The organism is Planctomycetota bacterium (assembly GCA_021414025.1).
In the GTDB taxonomy this organism is placed as follows: Bacteria; Planctomycetota; Phycisphaerae; order Phycisphaerales; family SM1A02; genus SYAC01.
Genome location: JAIOPG010000006.1, coordinates 59,144 through 78,187, shown reverse-complemented (window position 1 = coordinate 78,187; position 19,044 = coordinate 59,144). Strand labels below are relative to the sequence as shown.

20 protein-coding genes and 2 tRNA genes are annotated in these 19,044 nt (G+C 64.3%); 4 read left to right on the top strand and 18 right to left on the bottom strand.

Features of this window, described 5'->3' with window-relative positions; translation table 11 throughout:
* Positions 1 to 219 precede the first annotated feature (219 nt).
* From K8R92_07985 to K8R92_07970, 4 genes are all read right to left on the bottom strand, one after another.
* A complete protein-coding gene (locus tag K8R92_07985) occupies positions 220 to 939 on the bottom strand; it encodes a peptidoglycan recognition protein family protein (GenBank protein MCE9619834.1) in 720 nt (239 codons plus the stop codon).
* A 77-nt stretch (positions 940 to 1,016) separates the two neighbouring features.
* The gene (locus K8R92_07980) at positions 1,017 to 1,187 is read right to left on the bottom strand and encodes a hypothetical protein (GenBank protein MCE9619833.1); all 171 of its coding nucleotides are present in this window, start codon (positions 1,185 to 1,187) and stop codon (positions 1,017 to 1,019) included.
* 131 nt (positions 1,188 to 1,318) lie between these two features.
* On the bottom strand, positions 1,319 to 1,954 hold the full coding sequence (locus K8R92_07975) for a hypothetical protein (protein ID MCE9619832.1): 636 nt from the start codon (positions 1,952 to 1,954) through the stop codon (positions 1,319 to 1,321).
* Positions 1,955 to 1,973: 19 nt separating this feature from the next.
* Complete coding sequence (locus K8R92_07970) at positions 1,974 to 2,621, bottom strand: redox-sensing transcriptional repressor Rex (protein ID MCE9619831.1); 648 nt, start codon at positions 2,619 to 2,621, stop codon at positions 1,974 to 1,976.
* A gap of 27 nt (positions 2,622 to 2,648) precedes the next feature.
* Between K8R92_07970 and metF the strand changes: the two genes are divergently transcribed.
* Positions 2,649 to 3,551 carry a methylenetetrahydrofolate reductase [NAD(P)H] gene (gene metF, locus K8R92_07965; protein MCE9619830.1) on the top strand — a complete coding sequence of 301 codons (903 nt, stop codon included), beginning with the start codon at positions 2,649 to 2,651 and terminating at the stop codon, positions 3,549 to 3,551.
* A gap of 42 nt (positions 3,552 to 3,593) precedes the next feature.
* Here metF and K8R92_07960 read toward each other — a convergent pair whose 3' ends face one another.
* On the bottom strand, positions 3,594 to 5,309 hold the full coding sequence (locus tag K8R92_07960; protein ID MCE9619829.1) for a hypothetical protein: 1,716 nt from the start codon (positions 5,307 to 5,309) through the stop codon (positions 3,594 to 3,596).
* A 45-nt stretch (positions 5,310 to 5,354) separates the two neighbouring features.
* Here K8R92_07960 and K8R92_07955 point away from each other — a divergent pair, with 45 nt between their 5' ends.
* Genes K8R92_07955 through K8R92_07945 form a run of 3 tightly spaced genes read left to right on the top strand, consistent with a single transcriptional unit; the run spans position 5,355 to position 8,222 of the window.
* Entirely contained in the window at positions 5,355 to 5,990 is a 636-nt protein-coding gene (locus K8R92_07955; GenBank protein ID MCE9619828.1) for a hypothetical protein, read from the top strand.
* 19 nt (positions 5,991 to 6,009) lie between these two features.
* The gene (gene metG, locus K8R92_07950; protein MCE9619827.1) at positions 6,010 to 7,554 is read left to right on the top strand and encodes a methionine--tRNA ligase; all 1,545 of its coding nucleotides are present in this window, start codon (positions 6,010 to 6,012) and stop codon (positions 7,552 to 7,554) included.
* 53 nt (positions 7,555 to 7,607) lie between these two features.
* Positions 7,608 to 8,222, top strand: coding sequence for a UbiX family flavin prenyltransferase (locus K8R92_07945; GenBank protein ID MCE9619826.1), 615 nt, complete (start codon positions 7,608 to 7,610; stop codon positions 8,220 to 8,222).
* 107 nt (positions 8,223 to 8,329) lie between these two features.
* Here the strand turns inward: K8R92_07945 and K8R92_07940 are convergent, their stop codons facing one another.
* From K8R92_07940 to rho, 13 genes are all read right to left on the bottom strand, one after another.
* On the bottom strand, positions 8,330 to 8,914 hold the full coding sequence (locus tag K8R92_07940) for a hypothetical protein (protein ID MCE9619825.1): 585 nt from the start codon (positions 8,912 to 8,914) through the stop codon (positions 8,330 to 8,332).
* A gap of 238 nt (positions 8,915 to 9,152) precedes the next feature.
* Positions 9,153 to 10,706 carry a proline--tRNA ligase gene (gene proS, locus K8R92_07935; protein ID MCE9619824.1) on the bottom strand — a complete coding sequence of 518 codons (1,554 nt, stop codon included), beginning with the start codon at positions 10,704 to 10,706 and terminating at the stop codon, positions 9,153 to 9,155.
* A gap of 31 nt (positions 10,707 to 10,737) precedes the next feature.
* Positions 10,738 to 11,634 (bottom strand): CHAD domain-containing protein, encoded by an 897-nt coding sequence (locus K8R92_07930; GenBank protein ID MCE9619823.1) that lies wholly within the window; start codon positions 11,632 to 11,634, stop codon positions 10,738 to 10,740.
* A gap of 9 nt (positions 11,635 to 11,643) precedes the next feature.
* Positions 11,644 to 12,555: a putative 4-hydroxybenzoate polyprenyltransferase gene (gene ubiA, locus K8R92_07925; protein ID MCE9619822.1), complete on the bottom strand. Its 912-nt coding sequence runs from the start codon at positions 12,553 to 12,555 to the stop codon at positions 11,644 to 11,646.
* 68 nt (positions 12,556 to 12,623) lie between these two features.
* Positions 12,624 to 13,208 (bottom strand): hypothetical protein, encoded by a 585-nt coding sequence (locus K8R92_07920; GenBank protein ID MCE9619821.1) that lies wholly within the window; start codon positions 13,206 to 13,208, stop codon positions 12,624 to 12,626.
* Positions 13,209 to 13,227: 19 nt separating this feature from the next.
* Positions 13,228 to 13,791, bottom strand: coding sequence for a transcription termination/antitermination protein NusG (nusG, locus tag K8R92_07915; protein ID MCE9619820.1), 564 nt, complete (start codon positions 13,789 to 13,791; stop codon positions 13,228 to 13,230).
* Positions 13,792 to 14,054: 263 nt separating this feature from the next.
* On the bottom strand, positions 14,055 to 14,465 hold the full coding sequence (gene secE / locus K8R92_07910; protein MCE9619819.1) for a preprotein translocase subunit SecE: 411 nt from the start codon (positions 14,463 to 14,465) through the stop codon (positions 14,055 to 14,057).
* Positions 14,466 to 14,572: 107 nt separating this feature from the next.
* Positions 14,573 to 14,645 (bottom strand) — tRNA-Trp (locus tag K8R92_07905).
* Positions 14,646 to 14,671: 26 nt separating this feature from the next.
* Positions 14,672 to 14,851, bottom strand: coding sequence for a 50S ribosomal protein L33 (gene rpmG / locus K8R92_07900; GenBank protein ID MCE9619818.1), 180 nt, complete (start codon positions 14,849 to 14,851; stop codon positions 14,672 to 14,674).
* Positions 14,852 to 14,935: 84 nt separating this feature from the next.
* Positions 14,936 to 16,162 carry an elongation factor Tu gene (tuf, locus tag K8R92_07895; protein ID MCE9619817.1) on the bottom strand — a complete coding sequence of 409 codons (1,227 nt, stop codon included), beginning with the start codon at positions 16,160 to 16,162 and terminating at the stop codon, positions 14,936 to 14,938.
* Between the two features lie 147 nt (positions 16,163 to 16,309).
* Positions 16,310 to 16,381: transfer RNA gene (locus K8R92_07890), tRNA-Thr, on the bottom strand.
* Between the two features lie 94 nt (positions 16,382 to 16,475).
* Positions 16,476 to 17,465 carry a prepilin-type N-terminal cleavage/methylation domain-containing protein gene (locus K8R92_07885; GenBank protein ID MCE9619816.1) on the bottom strand — a complete coding sequence of 330 codons (990 nt, stop codon included), beginning with the start codon at positions 17,463 to 17,465 and terminating at the stop codon, positions 16,476 to 16,478.
* Positions 17,466 to 17,589: 124 nt separating this feature from the next.
* Positions 17,590 to 19,032: a transcription termination factor Rho gene (gene rho, locus K8R92_07880; GenBank protein ID MCE9619815.1), complete on the bottom strand. Its 1,443-nt coding sequence runs from the start codon at positions 19,030 to 19,032 to the stop codon at positions 17,590 to 17,592.
* Between the last annotated feature and the right edge of the window lie 12 nt (positions 19,033 to 19,044).

Below are 19,044 nucleotides of genomic sequence, written 5' to 3'. Positions count from 1 at the left end.
GAGTCTTGCTGCTCGAGCGTTTCGAACGGTTGAACCCATTATCCGTTGCGTAAAAGCTCGGGCAATTTTGCAAACCGAGCGTAACAAGGGTTGACCCGTTCCGCAACGACAATTCGTGCCGTTGCCCGGGTTTTCGGCTCTCATTTTGAGTTGGAGATTTCATCCCCGAATCGTCCGCAAACTGCTTGAGGAACGAATCAGGAGCGGATCAGGAGTGCGTCAAGATTTGGTTTGCACCAGCTGCGCCTCGAAGTCCGCGGCGCTGAAGAATCGCCCCGGGCTGCTGACTCCCGCCACATCACTGTGCAGATAGACGCGGTCTGCGGGGATGTTCAGCTCTTTCTGCAGACGGCGAACCAACGTGGCCAGTTCGCTCATCTGGTTCGCGGTGAAGGGGCGGCGGTCGCCGTTGCCGATCAGGCAGATGCCCACGGCGTGGCGGTTGAGTTCGTCGGCGGAGGGCGTGGCGCTGTTCGAAACCAGTGTGGCGCCCGAGGCGGAATGGCCGCGCCGGGCGATGGAGGCGACGTGCGCCCCCGGCTCCTGCCGGTTCCAGCGGCTTGCGACTTCGATGCCGCCGTCGGCGATGCCCTGGCCGTTGCCGATGATGAAGTGGTAGCCGAGGCCGCCCGCGTCGGACGCACCCTGCAGGCGCGCCACCGACGCCGCGTCGCCCGCCGGCGTGCTCGAATGATGGATCACGATGGAGGTCCAGCGCTGGCGGTCCAGCTTGGCCTCGCGCGGAAGAATGCTCGCATCGCTGGAGCCCACGGAGAGGGTCGCCATGGCCAGAGGCCGCGGCCCGTCCGCGTCGCCCAGCACCAGCAGGCTGCTGGTCAGCGTCGCCGCCAGCGCGAATCCCGCCCAGACCGTGCGCGTGCGGCGCGACACAACGCGCCGCAAAACCGCCGGTTTGATGATGGGAATTCGAAGGGCCATGAATGAATTCTTCATGAACACTATCGGACAAATGGGCGCCGGGCTTTGGCGATTTTGAAAACTTTTTGCGCCGCGAATCAAGTCGACGGCGGAGCGAGCCGGGCTCGCAATGCGGGCTTCGGCGTGCCGAAAACATCAGGTTCCGTGACCGGAGTGAATCGATCGCGCAGATTGTCGGAGCGCTCGAACTGATTGCGCGGCTCGCTCTCCGGAAAGAGAACTTTCTGGCATCCGGTCACGCCCGCCATGCAACCCATAGCCACCGAGCACACGATCGCGACCCATCGACCACTAGTGATTGTGGGGCGCGCGGGCCGCGGCAGCGAAAGTCGCCGCGAAGGGTTGGATTCGACTCGTGGCATGGATCCGCCCATGATAATCACTCCGATTTGTCGGGATTTTCCTTTGAGAAATCGTCGTTTGTCAAGGGAACCGTCCGATCGACTTTCATGGTTCGGCCCGTCCAGCCATCGGTGTAGGTCAGGATGACCAGGGCGGTGGCATCCGGCACTTCATGCTGCACAATGATGGGCACCGTCAGCGAGTAATGGGGAGTCCCGAACCCGCTTCGATATCGATCCCGCAGTTGAAGCGGTCCCCATTGGGCTGATGCGAGGCTGGTAAAGCCAAACGGCGTATGCACGGTGGCTTCAAGGTGCAAGTCGCCCGTCAATTGAAATGGGCGGCCCTTTCCATCCTCGACATACAGGAAAACCAAGAGCTCTCCGGGTTTGAAGGGTTCGCCATCGGCTGCGTGTTTCGCCCCGACCCGGGACAGGCTTCCAATGGAAATCTTGGCGAGGCGCGGCGTGGCTTGCTCCACTTCCGCCGTTGGCGACTTCGTGGCAGCGTCACCCTTGATGGCAAGCTGGGCCTGCAGCTCCTCGACCTGGGCTTCAAGCGCGGAATTCTTCGCCTCGAGTTCCTGGTTTTGCTGCCTCAGCGCGTCCGCGGGGCTCGGCGTCAAAACGGTCGCGTGGCAACCCGCGAGGGCGAAGAGGGCGGCGGCGAACATGGATCGGAGCCGGTTCACCTCACGGGCCCTCCAAGGACGTGGACATTCGAATCTCGAAGGCGAGCTGCTCCAACGCATCGGTGAAATCTACATTGACCATGGCCACCCCCCGCGGCAGCTGCAGCCGAATCGGCGCAAAATTCAGGATTCCCTGGATGCCGGCCTCGACCAGGCTTTGGGCGACCTCGGCGGCGGCATCCGGCGGCACCGCGATCAGTCCGATCTGGGCCCGCCTCTGCTTCACGGTCTTCTTCATCTCGCTCATGGGCTGGATGGCCAGCCCCGCGATCCGCTTGCCGACGGTTTTCTTCTCCGCGTCGAAGGCCGCGACGAAATCGAAGCCTTCGTTGCGGAAGCGCGGGTAGGCCAGCAGGGCGCGGCCGATGTTCCCCGCCCCGACCAGTACCGTCCGCCAGGTCTGATCCATGCCCAGGCGCTTCTGCAGGAGACCGTGGAGCTCCGCCACGCGGTAGCCGACGCCGGGCCGCCCCAGCGAGCCGAAACACGCCAGATCCTTGCGCACCTGGGCATCCTTGACGCCGGTCCGGGCGCCGAGCTCCTTGCTGCTGATCGAGGCGCCGGCCTGGTCGAGCTGGCTCTGCAGCACGCGGAAGTACAGGCTCATGCGGCGGCCCGCAGGTTTGGAGATGCGTTCGGAATTGGGCATGGAGGGAATTCGCAATAGACTACCCGCATGCACATCGCGGACATTCTTTCCCGCGACTCGGTCACCGCGAGCTTCGAGTTTTTCCCTCCTCGCACCGACGCGGGTTGGGACTCCCTCTTTCACGACATCGCGGACTTCGAGAAGCTCCAGCCCTCGTTTGTCAGCGTCACCTACGGCGCGGCGGGAAGCACGCGGACGCGCACCCACGAGCTGGTCGCCAAGCTGAAGAGCCAGACCAAACTGGACCCGATTCCGCATCTCACCTGCGTCAGCCATGGCCGCGGCGACATCGAGGAGATCCTGACCCAATACGCACGGAGCGGCGTCTCCAACATTCTCGCCCTGCGCGGGGACGCGCCGGTGGCCGGCAGCGGGGCCAGCGATTTCCCGCACGCCGTTGACCTGGTCAAGTGCATCCGTCAATTCAACGAGCGCGGCGTCCACTCCGATCGGCGCGGCTTCGGCATCGGCGTGGCGGGCTTTCCCGAAGGTCACCCCGAGACCCCCAACACCCTGGTGCAGATGGATCATCTCCGCGCCAAAGTGGACGCCGGCGCCGACTACATCTGCAGCCAGCTCTTCTTCGACAACGCCGCGTTCTTCGACTGGCAGGAGCGCTGCGAACTCGCGGGCATCCGTGTTCCGGTGATGGCCGGCATCATGCCCATTACCAGCGTCGCCGGGCTCAAGCGCATGGCGGACCTGGCCGGTGGCACCCGCTTCCCAGCCAAATTGCTCCGGGCTGTGCAGCGCTGCGGCGACGATGCCGCGGCGGTGGAGCGCGTCGGCATCCACTGGGCGACCGAGCAGTGCCTGGCCCTGCTCGACAAGGGGGTGCGCGGTTTGCACTTCTACACGCTCAACAAGAGCGCGGCCACGCGGGCCATCTTCCAGAATCTGGGTGTGAAGAGCGCCGCGGAATTGCGCTAAACAAAAATGAAAATGGGGTCTGCGACCGCGCTGTAACCCGGCTTAAGGCGTCGTGGTCGGCGGCGGCGCAGGGTCGGCGCTAGGTGCCGAAGCGGGCGCAGGCGCGGGAACCGCGGGCACCGCAGGATCGGCGGCCTTGGGTTCAGGTGCCGGATTGATGCGCTGCGGCGTCCGGTCGGTGGCGGGATCGACCCAGAGCTTCCTCAGGATCTTGGCCATGTTCTCGTCGCCGGGGGTCCCGCGCATGGCGTTGAGGCCGGAGGTCACGGCGTCCTGGTCGCCCAGCAAGTGACCGATGTAGGCCTGCAGCAATCCATACTGGTCCACATCGCGGCCGAGCGTGACGCGGCGGCCCGCTTCGGCCAGCGCCTTCTCAAGTCGCGCCCGCGGCGGCAGCGTCTGCGGCCCCCACTTCACATCCATCATTTCGGGGTGCTGCGCGTAGAGCTTGTGCAGCGTCAGCGCCGCCGAGCCTGCGAGGTTAGCGCCGATCTGGCAATGCAGTAGTCCGGTCAGCGCCAGCGGATCATTGGGGCGGATGGCCAAGGCCACTTCGAAACGCGTCTCGGCGACGAATGAGTTGCCCTCGTACATCGCGCGCTGCCCCTCGGAGAGGAGCTCGTTCAGGCGGTTCTTCTCCTCGCCGGTCATGGTGTCGATGCGCTGCCCATGCTTCAGGATGGCGGCGTAGTCCTCGAGCGTCAGCTCATCGGCCGCCTGCTTCGCCTTGTCTGCATCCGCGGCGGAAGCCGGTGTCGTCTCGCCCTTGGCTGCGTCCGCCGACGGCCGGAGCATCGCGTTGCGGGCGGCCTCTTCTTTGACTTTCTTGTCGTCTTCCTTTCGCTTCTCGGTGATTTTGCCGCGCAGCGCGTCGTAGGCGCTCACCAGCCGATCGCTCGAAGACTCATCCTCTTTTGGCGTGGCCTGGTCGGGTGTGGGGTGCGGCTTCTTCTCGTCGCCCTTGAGCTTGACTTCGAGGCGACCCTTCACTTCCCTGACCACGGCGTCATATCCCCTGCTTCGCGTGTCGAGCGGCTCGCCGCCTTGCGTTTCGTTCTTTGGCCTGGCCTGCGGCGTCTTCATGGCCCCGATCGCGTCGGTGGCCTGGTATGGCCTGAAGGGATCGGATCGCCCCACACCGATGGCATCGGCCCGCATGGTGTTGTTGCGGACATCCTCGCGCAGGCGCGCCGTCTCATAGAGCGTCATTCGCTGCGAACCCAGGCGTTCCTTGTCGCTCTCCAACTTCACTCCGCGCAGATTGCTGGCCGTCAGCGTGCCGGTCTCACCGCCGCGGGTTCGGTACATCGCCATTTGAGTACCGATGTCCTGCTGGGCCCGGGTGGAGGCGGAGGTCAGCGCCAGACCCTGGCTGTCGAACCTCAGCGGATCGGCCTTCTTTTTCCAGTTGTCCCGGTCGGAGAACGAATCCTCCACCGGATAGCGGTCGTTGCGGGCCTGTGGATTTCGGTTGTAGTCATTGGCCCGTGAGTCCTGCGCGTAGTTGCGGTAGAAGTCGGAGTCGGCGTGGTAGCCCGTTCGCTCGGCGTACTCCCGGAGCTCGGAATTGTCGCGCCGAATCCTTGGCCGCGACGGGGATTGGTTGACCACGGTGTTGTTGATGCCGCCGGATCCCAGGTGCAGCGAGTTGTCCAGCGCGTTCTGGGCAAAGGCGATCGTGGCCGCCAGCGACAACACCCCGCCGAGTTTCAGCCCGGTTCGAATGGTCGCTCTTGAGATGGAATCGCGTCGCGTCATCCCATCATCGTAGCCACGATCAATCATCATTAACATGCGCCCTCCTTGGACCACTACCCGCCGACTCCACAGCCCGCGCACCGGATCTCAAAGACCGCCGTGGCGATCGCCCTGCTCATGGTGTTGGCGGCGATTTTATTCGGCATTTACGGCCCGAGAATCGCGGGTCGACTGACGCTGCTGGGCGGCGTTCCCCTGAGCGACGTGGTCGAGGCGGCGGCGAGCCTGCGCGGCGGCGCCGTATTGACCTGCCTCCGGCAGGAGAACAAGCCCGCGCTCAAGCCCGCGGAGCAGACTCCTCTGCTCACCCGCCTGCTCGGCCGCTCCATCCAGCCGCCCGATCTCACCGAAACCGGGTACCAGCTTCGGAAAGTCTCCGCGGCGTCGCTTCCCGGCGCGCCCTACCGCTCGGCGGAGCTGGTCTACCAGCGGCTGACTCCCGACGGTGACCGCTGGATGGTGCTGTATCTCGCCGCGGACGACGGGCAGTACCTGGCCTTCGACACGCTGGGCCGGTCGCGCCCCTTCATGCCAAAGGTGCTTCTGCATGGGGACATCGCCCAGAGCGGCGCCGACGAATCCACCGCCCTCATCTGGAGCGACGGACCGGTGCTCTACCTTGCCTGCGTCGAGGATGAGCATGAGGCCGACAGGGTCGCGGCCTTCTTCGACGCACCGTAAAAGTCCTAGACTCTGCCCCATGTCCCGAACGGCCTGCATCACCACACCCATCTATTACGTCAACGACCACCCGCACATCGGCCACGTCTTCACGACCACGCTGTGCGACGCCTGGGCGCGGGCGATCCGCCTGCAGGATGGCGACGTCTTCTTCCTCACCGGAACCGACGAGCATGGCGTGAAGGTGGAGAAGTCCGCCGCCGCCCACAACATGACGCCGCAGGCGTGGGCCGACATCAACGCCGCGGAGTTCCAGCGCGCCCTCGCCCTCTTTGATCTGACCAACACCGACTTCATCCGCACCACCCAGCCGCGGCACGAAAAGCAGGTGCAGGCTTTCATCGAGCGATTGCAGAAATCGGGCGCGCTCTACAAGGGCGCCTTCGAGGGCTGGTACGACGAGGGCCAGGAGGAATACCTCACCGAGACCCGCGCCAAGGAGTGCGACTTCAAGAGCTCGATCAGCGGCCGGCCGCTGGTCCGGGCCAAGGAGGAGAACTGGTACTTCAAGCTGAGCGCCTTCAGCGACCGGCTGAAGGCCCACTTCGAGAAGCAGCCCGGATTCGTGCAGCCGCTGGCCCGCATGAACGAGGTGGCCGGCCGCCTGCGCGACGGCTTGCAGGACGTGCCGATCACGCGCACCAATTTCAAGTGGGGCATCCCGATGCCGGGCGACCCCGGCCACGTCATCTACGTGTGGATCGACGCGCTCTTCAACTACATCACGGCACTGGACTACGCCGACGACTCCGCGGCCAACACCAAGCGGCGCTACTGGCCCGCCGACTGGCACGTGATCGGCAAGGAAATCCTCTGGTTCCACGCCGTCATCTGGCCGGCGATCCTGATGGCCCTGGAGCTGCCGCTTCCCAAGCACATCCACGCGCACAGCTTCTGGATCAGCGAGGGCCAGAAGATGAGCAAGAGCCTGGGCAATTTCATCGACCTGCCGACGATCGAGGGCTACATCGCGAAGTATGGACTGGATGCGTGGCGCTGGTTCATGCTGACGCGCGGGCCGCTCGACGCCACCGACGCGGATTTCCGCGCCGCGGCGTTTCACGAAACCTACGTCGCCGACCTGGTCAACACCGTCGGCAACTGCTCCAGCCGCGTGACGGCGATGATCGCGAAGACTTTCGACGGCAAGATGCCCGCCGACAGCGAGAAGGGCGGCCCCTGGCCGGCGCGCTGCAAGCAGGCGGTCGCCGACTGGCAGAGGCACTTCGAGCACTTCCATCTTTCGGCGGCGGCCGACGACGCCATGAAATTGCTGCGCGAGGTGGACGGGTTCATCAACCAGACCGAGCCCTTCAAGCTGGTGAAGGATCCTGCCCAGCGCGACCGCGTGGCCTCCATCCTTTCACAGTGCCTGGAGAGCGTCCGCATTGCATCGCTGCTGCTGGAGCCCTTCCTACCGCAGAAAATGGGGGAATTCTCCCGGCTGCTTGGCGTCCCGGAGGATGCCAAATGGGACATTCGCTCCCAGTGGGGCTTTCTGAAGCCTGGCGCCGCAGTCTCCAAGGTCGCCCTCTATCCGCGGGTCGAAGCCGTCATCGCCTGAGCCATCGCCTACCCTTGACTCCGCCCGAGACCGAACGGGCGGCAAGGATCGACATGGAATCAAAAATCATCATCGTGGGCATTTCAGGCGCCAGCGGAGCCGCCTATGCGCAGCGCCTCCTCGAGCATCTGGCCCGCGCCGAATGCGAAATTCACCTGGTCTGCTCGGCGCTGGGCCGGCGCCTGCTGGCGGAGGAAGTCGGCATCAAGAAGCTCGATCCCGACCAGCTCACCGGCGGCCGCGGGGGGCTGCTGACCGTGCACAACGAAAATGACCTGGGAGGCCCGTTGGCCAGCGGATCCTTCCGCCACGATGGAATGATCGTCGTCCCCTGCTCGGGCAACTCCCTTTCCAAGATCGCCTATGGCATGACCGACAACCAGCTCCAGCGCGCCGCCATGGTGACCCTGAAGGAGCGGCGCCGGCTGGTCCTGGCCCACCGCGAGACGCCGCTGAGTCTGGTCGAGATCGACGCTATGCGCGCCGCGACCATGGCCGGGGCAATCGTGCTGCCCCTGTCGCCCGGCTTCTACCTGAATCCCAAGTCGATCGATGACCTGCTGGATTTCATGTCGGCGCGGATGATGGATCTGCTGGGCGTGTCGCACGACTTGGCGGTGCGCTGGGACGAGAAATTGGCCGGCGACCGGGCGTCGCGGCGATCCTGAGAAATCCCTCGGGCTTGAAAAATCATTTCACCCTAAAAATCAAGCAGACGGGCCCAGATGTCTGAACCCGCCTGCTCAAAAAAGGGCGTGGGTGAGGCGATCCGTCTTTACAGACGACGTCGCCTCCCACAAATCATCCCGCCACCACCGAGCATGGCCAGCACGGACATGACTCCGGGCGCGGGAATGAAACGCATATCCAGCGAAGCGGCGTCGAGCGCAGTGCCGACACCGGAGCTGGAATAATTGATTTGCCACTGCGTAGCGGCGATCAGGTTTGCTGGAAGATTCCAAGTGAAAGCGAGCGTTTGATCACGACCTCCAGGAAATGGAGCGTCGAACCGAATATCGGTCAAATTGGGATTCAACTGGACGAAATTTCCCAAATTGTCGTAGAAGGAGAGCTTCACGGTCGCCAGGTTGATCACCGGTCCCTGGGCGGCAATGTTCAGCACCACTTCCACAGGATTCTGCGGGAAGATGATGCCGCCGATCATGGTGATGAAGAGCGGGCTGGTGTTGCCGACGATGTTGTTGGATCCGTTGATCGTGGAGCCGAAACCGAAGTTGTAGAGTCCACCGAGGTTTGCGCTCAAGGGTGCGTCCGGAAGGTTCGCTCCTCCGTAGGCGGCGGTGAAATTTTCCCAACCCATGTAGGTGGTGTTGGCGGTGCCGCGCCAGGCGGGGATCAAGGGATTCACCAGGCCCGCGTTCGCGGCCAATGTGATCGCCCCAATGGCAAAGAATGAAAGACAACGAATTTTCATATTTTCCCTTTCCCTCAACCTCAACTGTCAGCCGAAATGACTGATGCTTTGCAGCATGGAGTCTTCCGCATGGGAAGCAAGCACGGTTCCACAATTTCCCGCGAAACAACAGGAAAATGCCCGGCGCGATGGGCTCAAAAGCCCTGAAAAACAGCCTTATCGGTCAATAGGACTTGGCGAAGATCACCCGCCGCTCGGCGGGCTTCCCCGTGAGGATGCAGGGGCCGGGATCCTTCTCGTGGTCCAGCGGCACTACGCGGACCGTGACCCCCATCTCGTTCTTGAGCTTCTCCTCGGCCGCCACGTCCATGGCGAAGCGGCAACTGGCAAAGCCGCCGTGGATCTCCGTGGGGGCGTTGTCGCTCTCCTCTTTCTTGGGGGTGAAGAAGGCGCGGAATTCGCCGGGATCGTCGATCTTGCGGGTGTGGGCCTCGCGAAAAGCCCGGGCCTTGGCCAGCATGCCCGACTGGATCTCTTCGAGCAGCTTCACGGCACCGGCGACCACAGCGTCGGGGGCGATGCTTTCCCGCTCCTTCACGCCGCGGTCGCGCCGCGAGAGGCTGACCACCCCCTGCTCCAGATCGCGCGGGCCGACCTCGATGCGCACGGGCACACCCTTCTTCACCCAGCTCCACATCTTGTCGCCGCCGCGCATGTCGCGAGTGTCGACCTCCACCTCAATCGTGCGGCCGGCGTAGGGGATCTCCGACAGGCGCGCCGCGAGCTTGCGGCAGGCCTCGAGCACCGCAGCCTGCGTCTCGGGCTTGGGCGAAATGGGAAGGATCACGAAATGCGTGGGGGCCAGGCGCGGCGGCACGATCAGGCCATCGTCGTCGGAGTGCGACATGATCAGACCGCCGATGAGCCGCGTGCTCACCCCCCAGCTGGTGGTCCAGGCGTGCTGCAGCTGTCCTGCCTGGTCGAGGTACTTGATCTCGCTTGCCTTGGCGAAGTTCTGCCCGAGGAAATGGCTGGTTCCCGCCTGCAGCGCCTTGCGGTCCTGCATCATGGACTCGATGGCGTAGGTGTCGACCGCGCCGGGGAAGCGCTCCCCATCGGTCTTGCGACCCGTGATCACGGGCATCGCCATCCAATTCTCGGCGAAGTCGGCGTAGACGCCGAGCATCTTCATGGTCTCCTCGACGGCCTCGGCCTCGGTGGCGTGGGCGGTGTGGCCCTCCTGCCAGAGGAACTCGGTGGTGCGCAGGAAGAGCCGCGTGCGCATCTCCCAGCGCACGATGTTCGCCCATTGGTTGATCAGCAGCGGCAGATCGCGGTAGCTCTGCACCCATTTGGAGAAGCTGGCGCCGATGATTGTTTCGCTGGTCGGACGCACGACCAGGGGCTCCTCAAGCTCGCCCGCGGGGACCAGCTTGCCATCCTTCATCTGCAGGCGGTGGTGGGTGACCACGGCGCACTCCTTGGCGAAGCCATCGACGTGGGTGGCCTCCTTCTGCAGGAAGGAGAGCGGAATGAAGAGCGGGAAGTAGGCGTTCTTGTGGCCGGTGGCCTTGAACATGCGGTCCAGCGTGCGCTGGATATTTTCCCACATGGCGTAGCCCCAGGGCTTGATCACCATGCATCCGCGCACCGCGCTGGTCTCGGCCAGGTCGGCGGCCTTCACCACCTGTTGGTACCACTCGGCGTAGTTCTGCTCGCGGGTGGGGGTGATGGCGGTCTGCACTTTGGCGTTCTGGTTTTTGGCGGCTTGGTTCATGGGGTCTGGACGCGAAGGTAACACGCCGCCGTCACATCGAGCCGGATTGGACTTCGATCTCGCGGAGCACGCGGGCCATGCCGGACTTGAAGGCTTTTTGAACCTGCTTTCGGGCTTCCTTCACGGATTCGAGCTCGGTTCGCAGCGCCTCGGTTCGCAGGAGTGCCAGGGCCGGTGGGAGCGGGCGCGTCAATTCCATCGCGGCGAAGCGGCGGCGGAGCATCGAGAGGTCGCGGAGTTCGCCCATGGATTTTGCGGCGGCGTCGAACCCCTTTTCCAGCTTCAAGCCGCGCTCGCCCGTTCTCCCCCGCAGCAGCCGGAAGGCGATGTGCGTGTGCTGGACTTTCTTGCGCAGGGAATGCAGCCAGGCCTCGCTTCGGCCGGCCCAGGACTTCCCCGACTGGACGCGGGCTCGCCTCCAGATGTGCCGCACCGATCCGGCGAGGAGGCTGGGCGTGAGGTCGCCCAAGCTCAGAGCTTCGGTGAGGGCGATCGCCCGCTCGGTGTCCGCCTCAAGGCTCCGGAGCACTTCCTTGCGATCGGCGTCGGACGACGCGACACATGGCTCCGTAATCGCGGCGCTCCACGCCTGGCGGACTTCTTCGCGCACGTGCGGCGGCAGACGCTCGATCAATTGTCCGACCTTGGCCTGCTGCGCGTCGCTGTCGCGGAAAACTCCGAGCCTGCGCGCGAGCTCCGCCCAGAGGCGATCGAGGTCGCTCCGCTGCATTGAACCCACTCCCCCCGCGGTCAATTGCAGCGCGCAGCGAATCCGCTTGATGCAGCGCCGGAAGCCGAGGATTCCCTCCTCGCAATCCCGCGCCGATCCGCCGAGGGCCTGGGCGATCCGTCCGTGCAGCGATTCGCACTCCTGGCGCAGTAGTCGCTCCATCAATTGCGCCGCGGGCGATGGAAGGGATCGCTTCACGCGACCATGCTACGAGGCGGCCATCCACAAGCCGAGGATGCCGGCGCCGCCGAGCATGAGGCTCACGACCCCGTTGAGCGTGAAGAAGGTGAGCGCCATCCGCGTGGTGCCCCAGCGGCGCACCGTCAGATGCTCGGCCAGCAGCACGCCCGCGGCCAGGGCGATGGCGATTTGAAAGGGCCGACCCAGAGCGGGACACGAAAGCTGCGCCGCGACGAGGCAGGCCACGGCGCCGCCATGCATGAGTCGCGACACCATCATTGCGCGGCCCTCGCCCAGGTCCGCAGGCATGCTGTGCAGCTTGTCGCGGCGGTCGATGTCCACATCCTGCAGGGCGTAGATCACATCGAAGCCCGCGACCCACAGCAGGATCATCCCCGCCAGCCACCACATCACCGGCTGCAGGGCGCCCTCGGGTCGCACCGCCAGCGCCGCCGCGGGCGCGCTCATGGCCAGGCTCAGGCCGAGCCACACGTGGCACATCCACGAGACGCGCTTGACCAACGGGTAGGCGACCAGCCACGCCAGCACAGGCACCGAGAGCATGAGCGGCCACCAATTGCCGCGCAGCACGCCGAAGGCGCCGCACGCGGCGAAGAAAAGCAGCGCCGACGCCGCCGCCATGAGCTTGGCCTGCGCCAGCAGCAGCCGCCCCGACGGAATCGCCCGCCCCGAGGTGCGCGGATTCCGCGCGTCGATCCCCGCGTCGGCGATCCGGTTGGCGAGCATGGCCGTCGTCCGCGCCGCAATCATGGCGACGCAGACCAGGGCGAGCAGAATGGCGAATTGATCCCAGGCAATCCCCGAAGGGGTGCGCGCCGCGATGCAGGCCGCCAGCAGGGCGAATGGCAGGGCGAAAACGCTGTGATGCAACTTGATGTCGCGGGCGGCCTCGCGGATGGCGCCATGAATGGAAGTCATTTGGACACCCCGCGGAACGCACCGTGAATGGCCGTCACTTGGATGCCTCGCGCCGGCTCAAAATTCGGTCAGTGCTGCGACGCCGCGGTCTTCTGCGCATCGCCGGTCGGCGTGCTGGGAATGATCGGCGATGGGGCCGGGGCTTCCGGTGCATCAAAGATGATGCCGGTCAGCGGAGGATTGAACGAGGGCTTCTCCACTGGGATCAGCCAGCGCTGCACGAAGGCCGGTCGGAACTCCGCGCCGAAGTAGCCGTCCAGATGCACGGTGGCCATCTGCCACACGCCCTCGGTGGTGACGTAGACCACGTCCACCTCGGCGCTGCTGCCGTTGAGGCGGGCCTGCTGCAGGGTCATGCCGACCTTGTCGTTCTCCGTCATGGGGCGGGCGCCCTCGCCGAGCCGCTTGCCGATGTCCAGCCACACGCCCTCTGGCGTCTGCGGCGGAAGATTGAAGACCAGGACCTCGCCGGCCGGAGCCAGACGCTGCTGCGCGTAGCGCATGCCGCTGGCCATGATCTGCGGACAGGGCGGCGTGGAGGGTGACAGCACGGTCTTGCCCGCGGTGGGCGGATAAGTCGCGCCGGCCGTGCAGCCGGCCAGCGCCGCGATCAGACTCAGGGCGAGCACAAGCGGTGATGCGATTCGTTGCATAGGGAGGACTCCCGGCCGATTATTTTTCGGCCTTGGCGATCTGCCAGTATTCAAGCTCAACAGGAGCCTGCCGGCCGAAGATGGTAACCAACACGCGAACCAGGCCCTTGTCGGGCAGGGTCTCGTCGACCGTTCCCTCGTAGTTCTGGAATGGGCCTTCCTTGATGATGACCGCGTCGCCCTTGACGAACTCCATGCGGACTGTCGGCGACTCGTCGGGCTTCTTGCTGTCGAAGAGCATCTTCTCGACCTCGGGCGGCGCCATCGGCGTCGGCCGTCCGGCGGTGCCGACGAAATCGCCCACGCCGGTGGTCTCCTTGATGAGGAAGAAGACATCCTGCGGAATGCGGCCGTCCGGCTCCAGCTTCATTTCCACGAAGACGTAGCCGGGATAGAGCTTGGTTTCGGTGACCCGCTGCTTGCCGGCCTTGATGGTCTTGGTCTTCTCGGTCGGCACCATGATGCGGCCGACCAGGTGCTTCATGCCTTCGATCTGGACCTTGCGCTCCAGCGTGGACTGCACGGAGTTCTCCTTGTTGCTGGCGACGCGGAGCACGAACCAGTCCATGCCGTCGCGATACATCGGCAGCTCGGAGTCGGGGTCGACCGGAGTCGCGGAAGCCTCCTCGGCGGAGGGGGTCGGCGGGGCGATGTGCGGCACGGCCTTGTCGCGGTTCTTGGTGGAAGCCGCCTCGAAGGCGCGGCTGGTGGCCACGCCGCCCTTGAGCGGGCCGCTGCTGCGCAGCGCGCCGAGCCCGGCGGAGAGGTTCTTGGTCTTGGCCGGCGCGTCGCCCGCGTCCTCGGCGTGATGGTCGTTCTTTGTCGGTTCTTCAGAGAGCATGTCGATCAACTCCTCATGTCCAAAACTTTCATCCAGACGAACAGGGTGGAAAAGAAAAAGTCAAACATCCAGCAGAACAGCGAGATGATGATGACCACGGCGATCACCACCACGGTGCTGCCCACGAGCTCGTGCCGCGTGGACCAGTTCACCTTCTTCATCTCGCCCTCGGTGGCCACCAGGAAGTCCACGCTGCGCGAGTTCCAGCCCACGTACCACCAGATGAGCGAGCCGACGAGGGCCAGGAAGAGCGTCGCCGCGCCGCTGGCCAGGTAGACGGAGGGGAAGCCGACGTTGACGGTCTCCAGCATGCGCCAGATCCAGATGGCGCCCAGCACGCCCACCAGACCGAAACCCACCACGGACATCACTCGTGTCCAGTAGCCCTGACCGAATTTTCGAATTGCACTTGCCATGATGAACTTTCAGCGATGCGGAGCGATTGCGGCGGAGGCCGACGACGAACGAGGCGGAACAACGGAGCGGACACTGGAGCCTTGGAACGACCCACCACTGCTCTCAACACGCCGGGAGGGGATCGAACCCGCGACCTGCGGATTTGGAATCCGCTGCTCTACCAGCTGAGCTACCGGCGTCTATGCGTCAGCAGGGCTTGGGACCCTTACTTGCGCTTGATCTTGTGAAGCGTGTGCTTGCGGAGGCGCGGCGAGAACTTCTTGAAGCCCTCCTTCACCCTCTCCGAAATGCCGCCCTTCACGCGGATTTCCGTGCGATAGTTGAGATCGCCCGTTTCGGAGCACTGCAGCCAGACGTATTCGCGGTCGAGTGATTTCTTTGCCATGACAAACTCCAGGCCTGAGGCCCTTGATGAATCCCGCCCGCCCCGGTCGGCTCAAAGAGCCGCCGGGACCGGACGGGATGAAACTCACAGATTGATCTTCGTGCAGACTCCCGAACCCACGGTTCGGCCGCCTTCACGAACCGCGAAACGCGTTCCGACTTCCATGGCCACGCCCTTGCCTTCAAGGTCGACGCGCATGGTGATGTCGTCGCCGGGCATGCACATCAGGTCCTTGGAATCCACGCCATCCTTGATCAGCTCGATGCGGCCGGTGATGTCGGAGGTGCGGAAGTAGAACTGAGGCTTGTAGCCGGAGATGAAGGAAGTGGAGCGTCCACCCTCCTCCTTCTTGAGCACATAGACCTGGGCCTCGAACTTGGTGTGCGGCTTGATGGTGCCCGGCTTGCAGAGCACCTGTCCGCGCTCCACGTCGGCCTTTTCGACGCCACGAAGCAGGCAGCCGACGTTGTCGCCGGCGCGGCCTTCATCGAGGGTCTTCTGGAACATCTCGACGCCGGTCACGATGGTCTTGCGGGACTCGGGACGGAGACCGACGATTTCGACTTCGTCGTTCACCTTCACGATGCCGCGCTCGATGCGGCCGGTGGCCACGGTGCCGCGGCCCTTGATGCTGAAGACGTCTTCGACGCTCATCATGAAGGGCTTGTCGGTCTCGCGGACGGGCTCCGGAATGTACTTGTCGATCGCGTCCATCAGCTCGGTGATGCACTTGGTCTTCTCGGCGTCATTCGGGTTGTTCAGCGCCTGGATGGCGGTGCCGCGGATGATCGGAATCTTGTCGCCGGGGAAGCCGTACTTGGTGAGCAACTCGCGGACTTCCATCTCGACGAGCTCGAGGAGCTCCTTGTCGTCGACGAGGTCGCACTTGTTGAGGAACACCACGAGGGCGGGAACGCCGACCTGGCGGGCCAGAAGGATGTGCTCCTTGGTCTGGGGCATGGGGCCGTCGTAGGCGCTGACCACCAGGATCGCGCCGTCCATCTGGGCGGCGCCGGTGATCATGTTCTTCACATAATCGGCGTGGCCTGGGCAGTCGACGTGGGCGTAATGCCGGGTCTTGGTCTCGTACTCGACGTGGCTGGTGGCGATCGTCACGATCTTGGTCGGATCGCGGCGGCCTTCGCTTTCGCTGGCCTTGGCGACCGCGTCATACGCGACGGCCTTGCTCAGCCCCTTCGCCGCCTGGACGGCGGTGATGGCAGCGGTCAGTGTGGTCTTGCCGTGATCGACGTGTCCGATCGTGCCGACGTTGACGTGTGGTTTCGTGCGATTGAAATTTTCCTTGGCCATGGCGATTGCTCCAAACAAGCTTTGAGAGACTCGACGCGTCGGAACTGTTCCGACAAGGCTCGTCGTGTCGCTCGGGCGACGTGCGTCCGAACCGATGTCCGGGCGACTTTGAGTTCGGTTGACGGTCGCCAACATCGACGCCGTCTAAGCCACCGAAGGGGATTGAACCCTCGACCTCACCCTTACCAAGGGTGTGCTCTACCACTGAGCTACGGTGGCACTCACCGATTAAAAACCGCCCGTTGAAGCGGGCGGTGAATGCGAAAGGGTACCTATTTTTCGGCCTCGGTCAAGTGGGGGCCGCGGTCGATTTTTACCGCATATCCAGGTGGCGAAAGCGAATTCCGCGGCCTTGTTCGCCACCCTTGAGTGTGTCGATCATGGCTCCGCTGCTGTTTCGGTTGTTGGCTTCGCCCTCGATGTCCAGCAGGGTGTCCCACTTTGATTCCGCCTGGACGTGGCCATCCAGCAGAAGAATGAGGCAGGTGCCGCCGGGATAGCGGAAGTCGACTTGCACCCGCGTCGGCTCGAGGACTTCGAAGGGCTGCACGCCATTGCCGGCATCGTCGACCGGGTCGATGGTTTCGCCGGCGAGGGAATCGACCAGGTAGGCGCAATTCTCCGGGCGGGCGAGTTCGCCAAAGGTGAAGTACGGTCCCTTGGGCGCGTCGAAGGCGTGGTTGGTCATGTTCCGCTTGGAGGCACGCGAGTCGAAGAAATTGTTGGCCGCGAAGTGGCCGGGCACCCCTGCCGCCTCCGCGTTGCCGCCCAACAGGTTCCCCTCGATCTCCGCATCCTTGCTGATCACATTGGCTTCTTCGAAAGGAGCGATTAAAGATGTCTTGGACCGAAAGGGAGTGCGGTCGAAATTAGGCAATTTCTCGTAGAAACTGTCGTCTGGATTGTCGAAGCGGTAGTGGTAGATGTCGGTCGTCTCGTCGACCACCGCGGGGCCGTAGCCGGCGTCGGTCCAGAGAATGTCCGCCCAGGTCCCCTTGTTCACATTGCCCCGGGGCGGGGCCGTCTCGCTGCGCACCTTGCCCTTGATCGTGGCTGCGGTGTAGTCGAATGAGCTGGGGGTGATCGTTTCCTTGTTCGCCTGGGCATAGGCCTGGATCAGGCTGAAGGTCTGTTTCATGTGGGCCATGCTGCCGGCTCGCGCCGCGTTGCCGCGGACCACGCTGAGGGTGGGCAGAAGGATGCCGATCAGGATGGCGATGATGCTGATCACGACCAGGATCTCGATCAGCGTGAAGCCGATGCGGCGACGGGCGTGGGTGCGGGTCGTGCGGGTGGAGGGCATTGGTTTTCCTTGCAAAGGCGGCGTTTCTCTATACGGGTTCCAAGCCCCTGGGGGTGCAGGCTCGGGCTCAACTGGGGACATTCGCCGCGGGGATCGCGGGTTGGCGGGCGGGAATGCGGGTTTCTCAGCCCATGTTCATGGTCATCAGGAACTCGGCGTTGCTCTTGGTCTTGCCCAGGCGGCTCTTGAGGAGCTCCATGGCCTCGACCACGTTCATGTCGCTGACCACCTTGCGAAGGCGCACGATCAGCTCATGCTCCTTGGGGTCCAGCAGCAATTCCTCGCGGCGGGTGCCGCTGGCGCCGACGTCGATGGCGGGATAGATGCGCTTCTCGACCAGCTTGCGGTCCAGGTGCAACTCGGAGTTGCCGGTGCCCTTGAACTCCTCGAAGATGACTTCGTCGGCGCGGCTGCCGGTGTCCACCAGGGCGGTGGCCAGAATGGTGAGCGAGCCGCCATGCTCGATGTTGCGAGCGGAGCCGAAGAACTTCTTTGGCTTGATCAGGGCGGAGTTGTCCACGCCGCCGGAGCCGATCTTGCCGGAGCCGGACATGTTGTTGTTGTAGCCGCGGGCGAGGCGGGTGATGGAGTCGAGCAGGATCACCACGTGCTGGCCGAATTCGACCATGCGCCGGGCCTTCTCCATCACCATTTCGGCGACCTGGATGTGGCGCGACACTTCCTCGTCGAAGGTGCTGGCGATGACCTCTACGCGCGGCGGGGTGTTGCGGCGGAAATCCGTGACTTCCTCGGGGCGCTCGTCGATGAGCAGCACGATCACATGCACGTCGGGGTGGTTCACGCAGATGGCGTTGGTGATTTGCTGCAGAATCACGGTCTTGCCGGTGCGCGGCGGGGCCACGATCAGGCCGCGCTGGCCGAAGCCCAGCGGCGTGACCATGTCAATGATGCGGGTCTCGAGCTTGGTGGGCTGGCCGACCATTTCCAGGTGGATGCGCTTGTCGGGATGCAGCGGCGTGAGGGCCTCGAAGGTGGGCAGGTCGCGCAGCGCGGAAAGCGGCTTGCCGTTGACCTGGTCGACGCGCAGCAGCGTGAAGAAGACCTCGGTGTCCTTGGGGGCACGCACCAGTCCAGTGATGACCTGACCTTTGCGAAGGCCAAGGCGGCGGATGTGCAGGGCGCTCACATAGATGTCGTCGGGGCTTTCCAGGTAGCTGTATTCGGGGCTGCGCAGGAAGCCGAAGCCCTCGTTCATGATCTCCAGCGTGCCGGTGGCCGTCATCAGCCCCTGCTTGTTGGCGCGAGCCTTCAGGATCTCGAAGACCAGTTTCTGCTTGGGCAGGCCGACCTGCTCGTCGAGCCCTTCCTTGTGGGCGAGCTTGATGATCTCCTCGGCGCCCAGGCGGTGCATGCCGGCGACATCCAGGTCTTCCTTCTTGCCGGCGGTCTTGCCGGCGGCGTCGGAGTCGAGCTCGCGGATCTCGGCGTCCAGCAAATCGTCGGTCGGAATGCTGCCCGGGGCCAGGACCATGACGGGCATGTGCGGCTGGCCGGATTGACCGTGCTGTCCATGCTGACCACCCTTACGACGACGACGCTTGCTCATGTGTGAATCTCT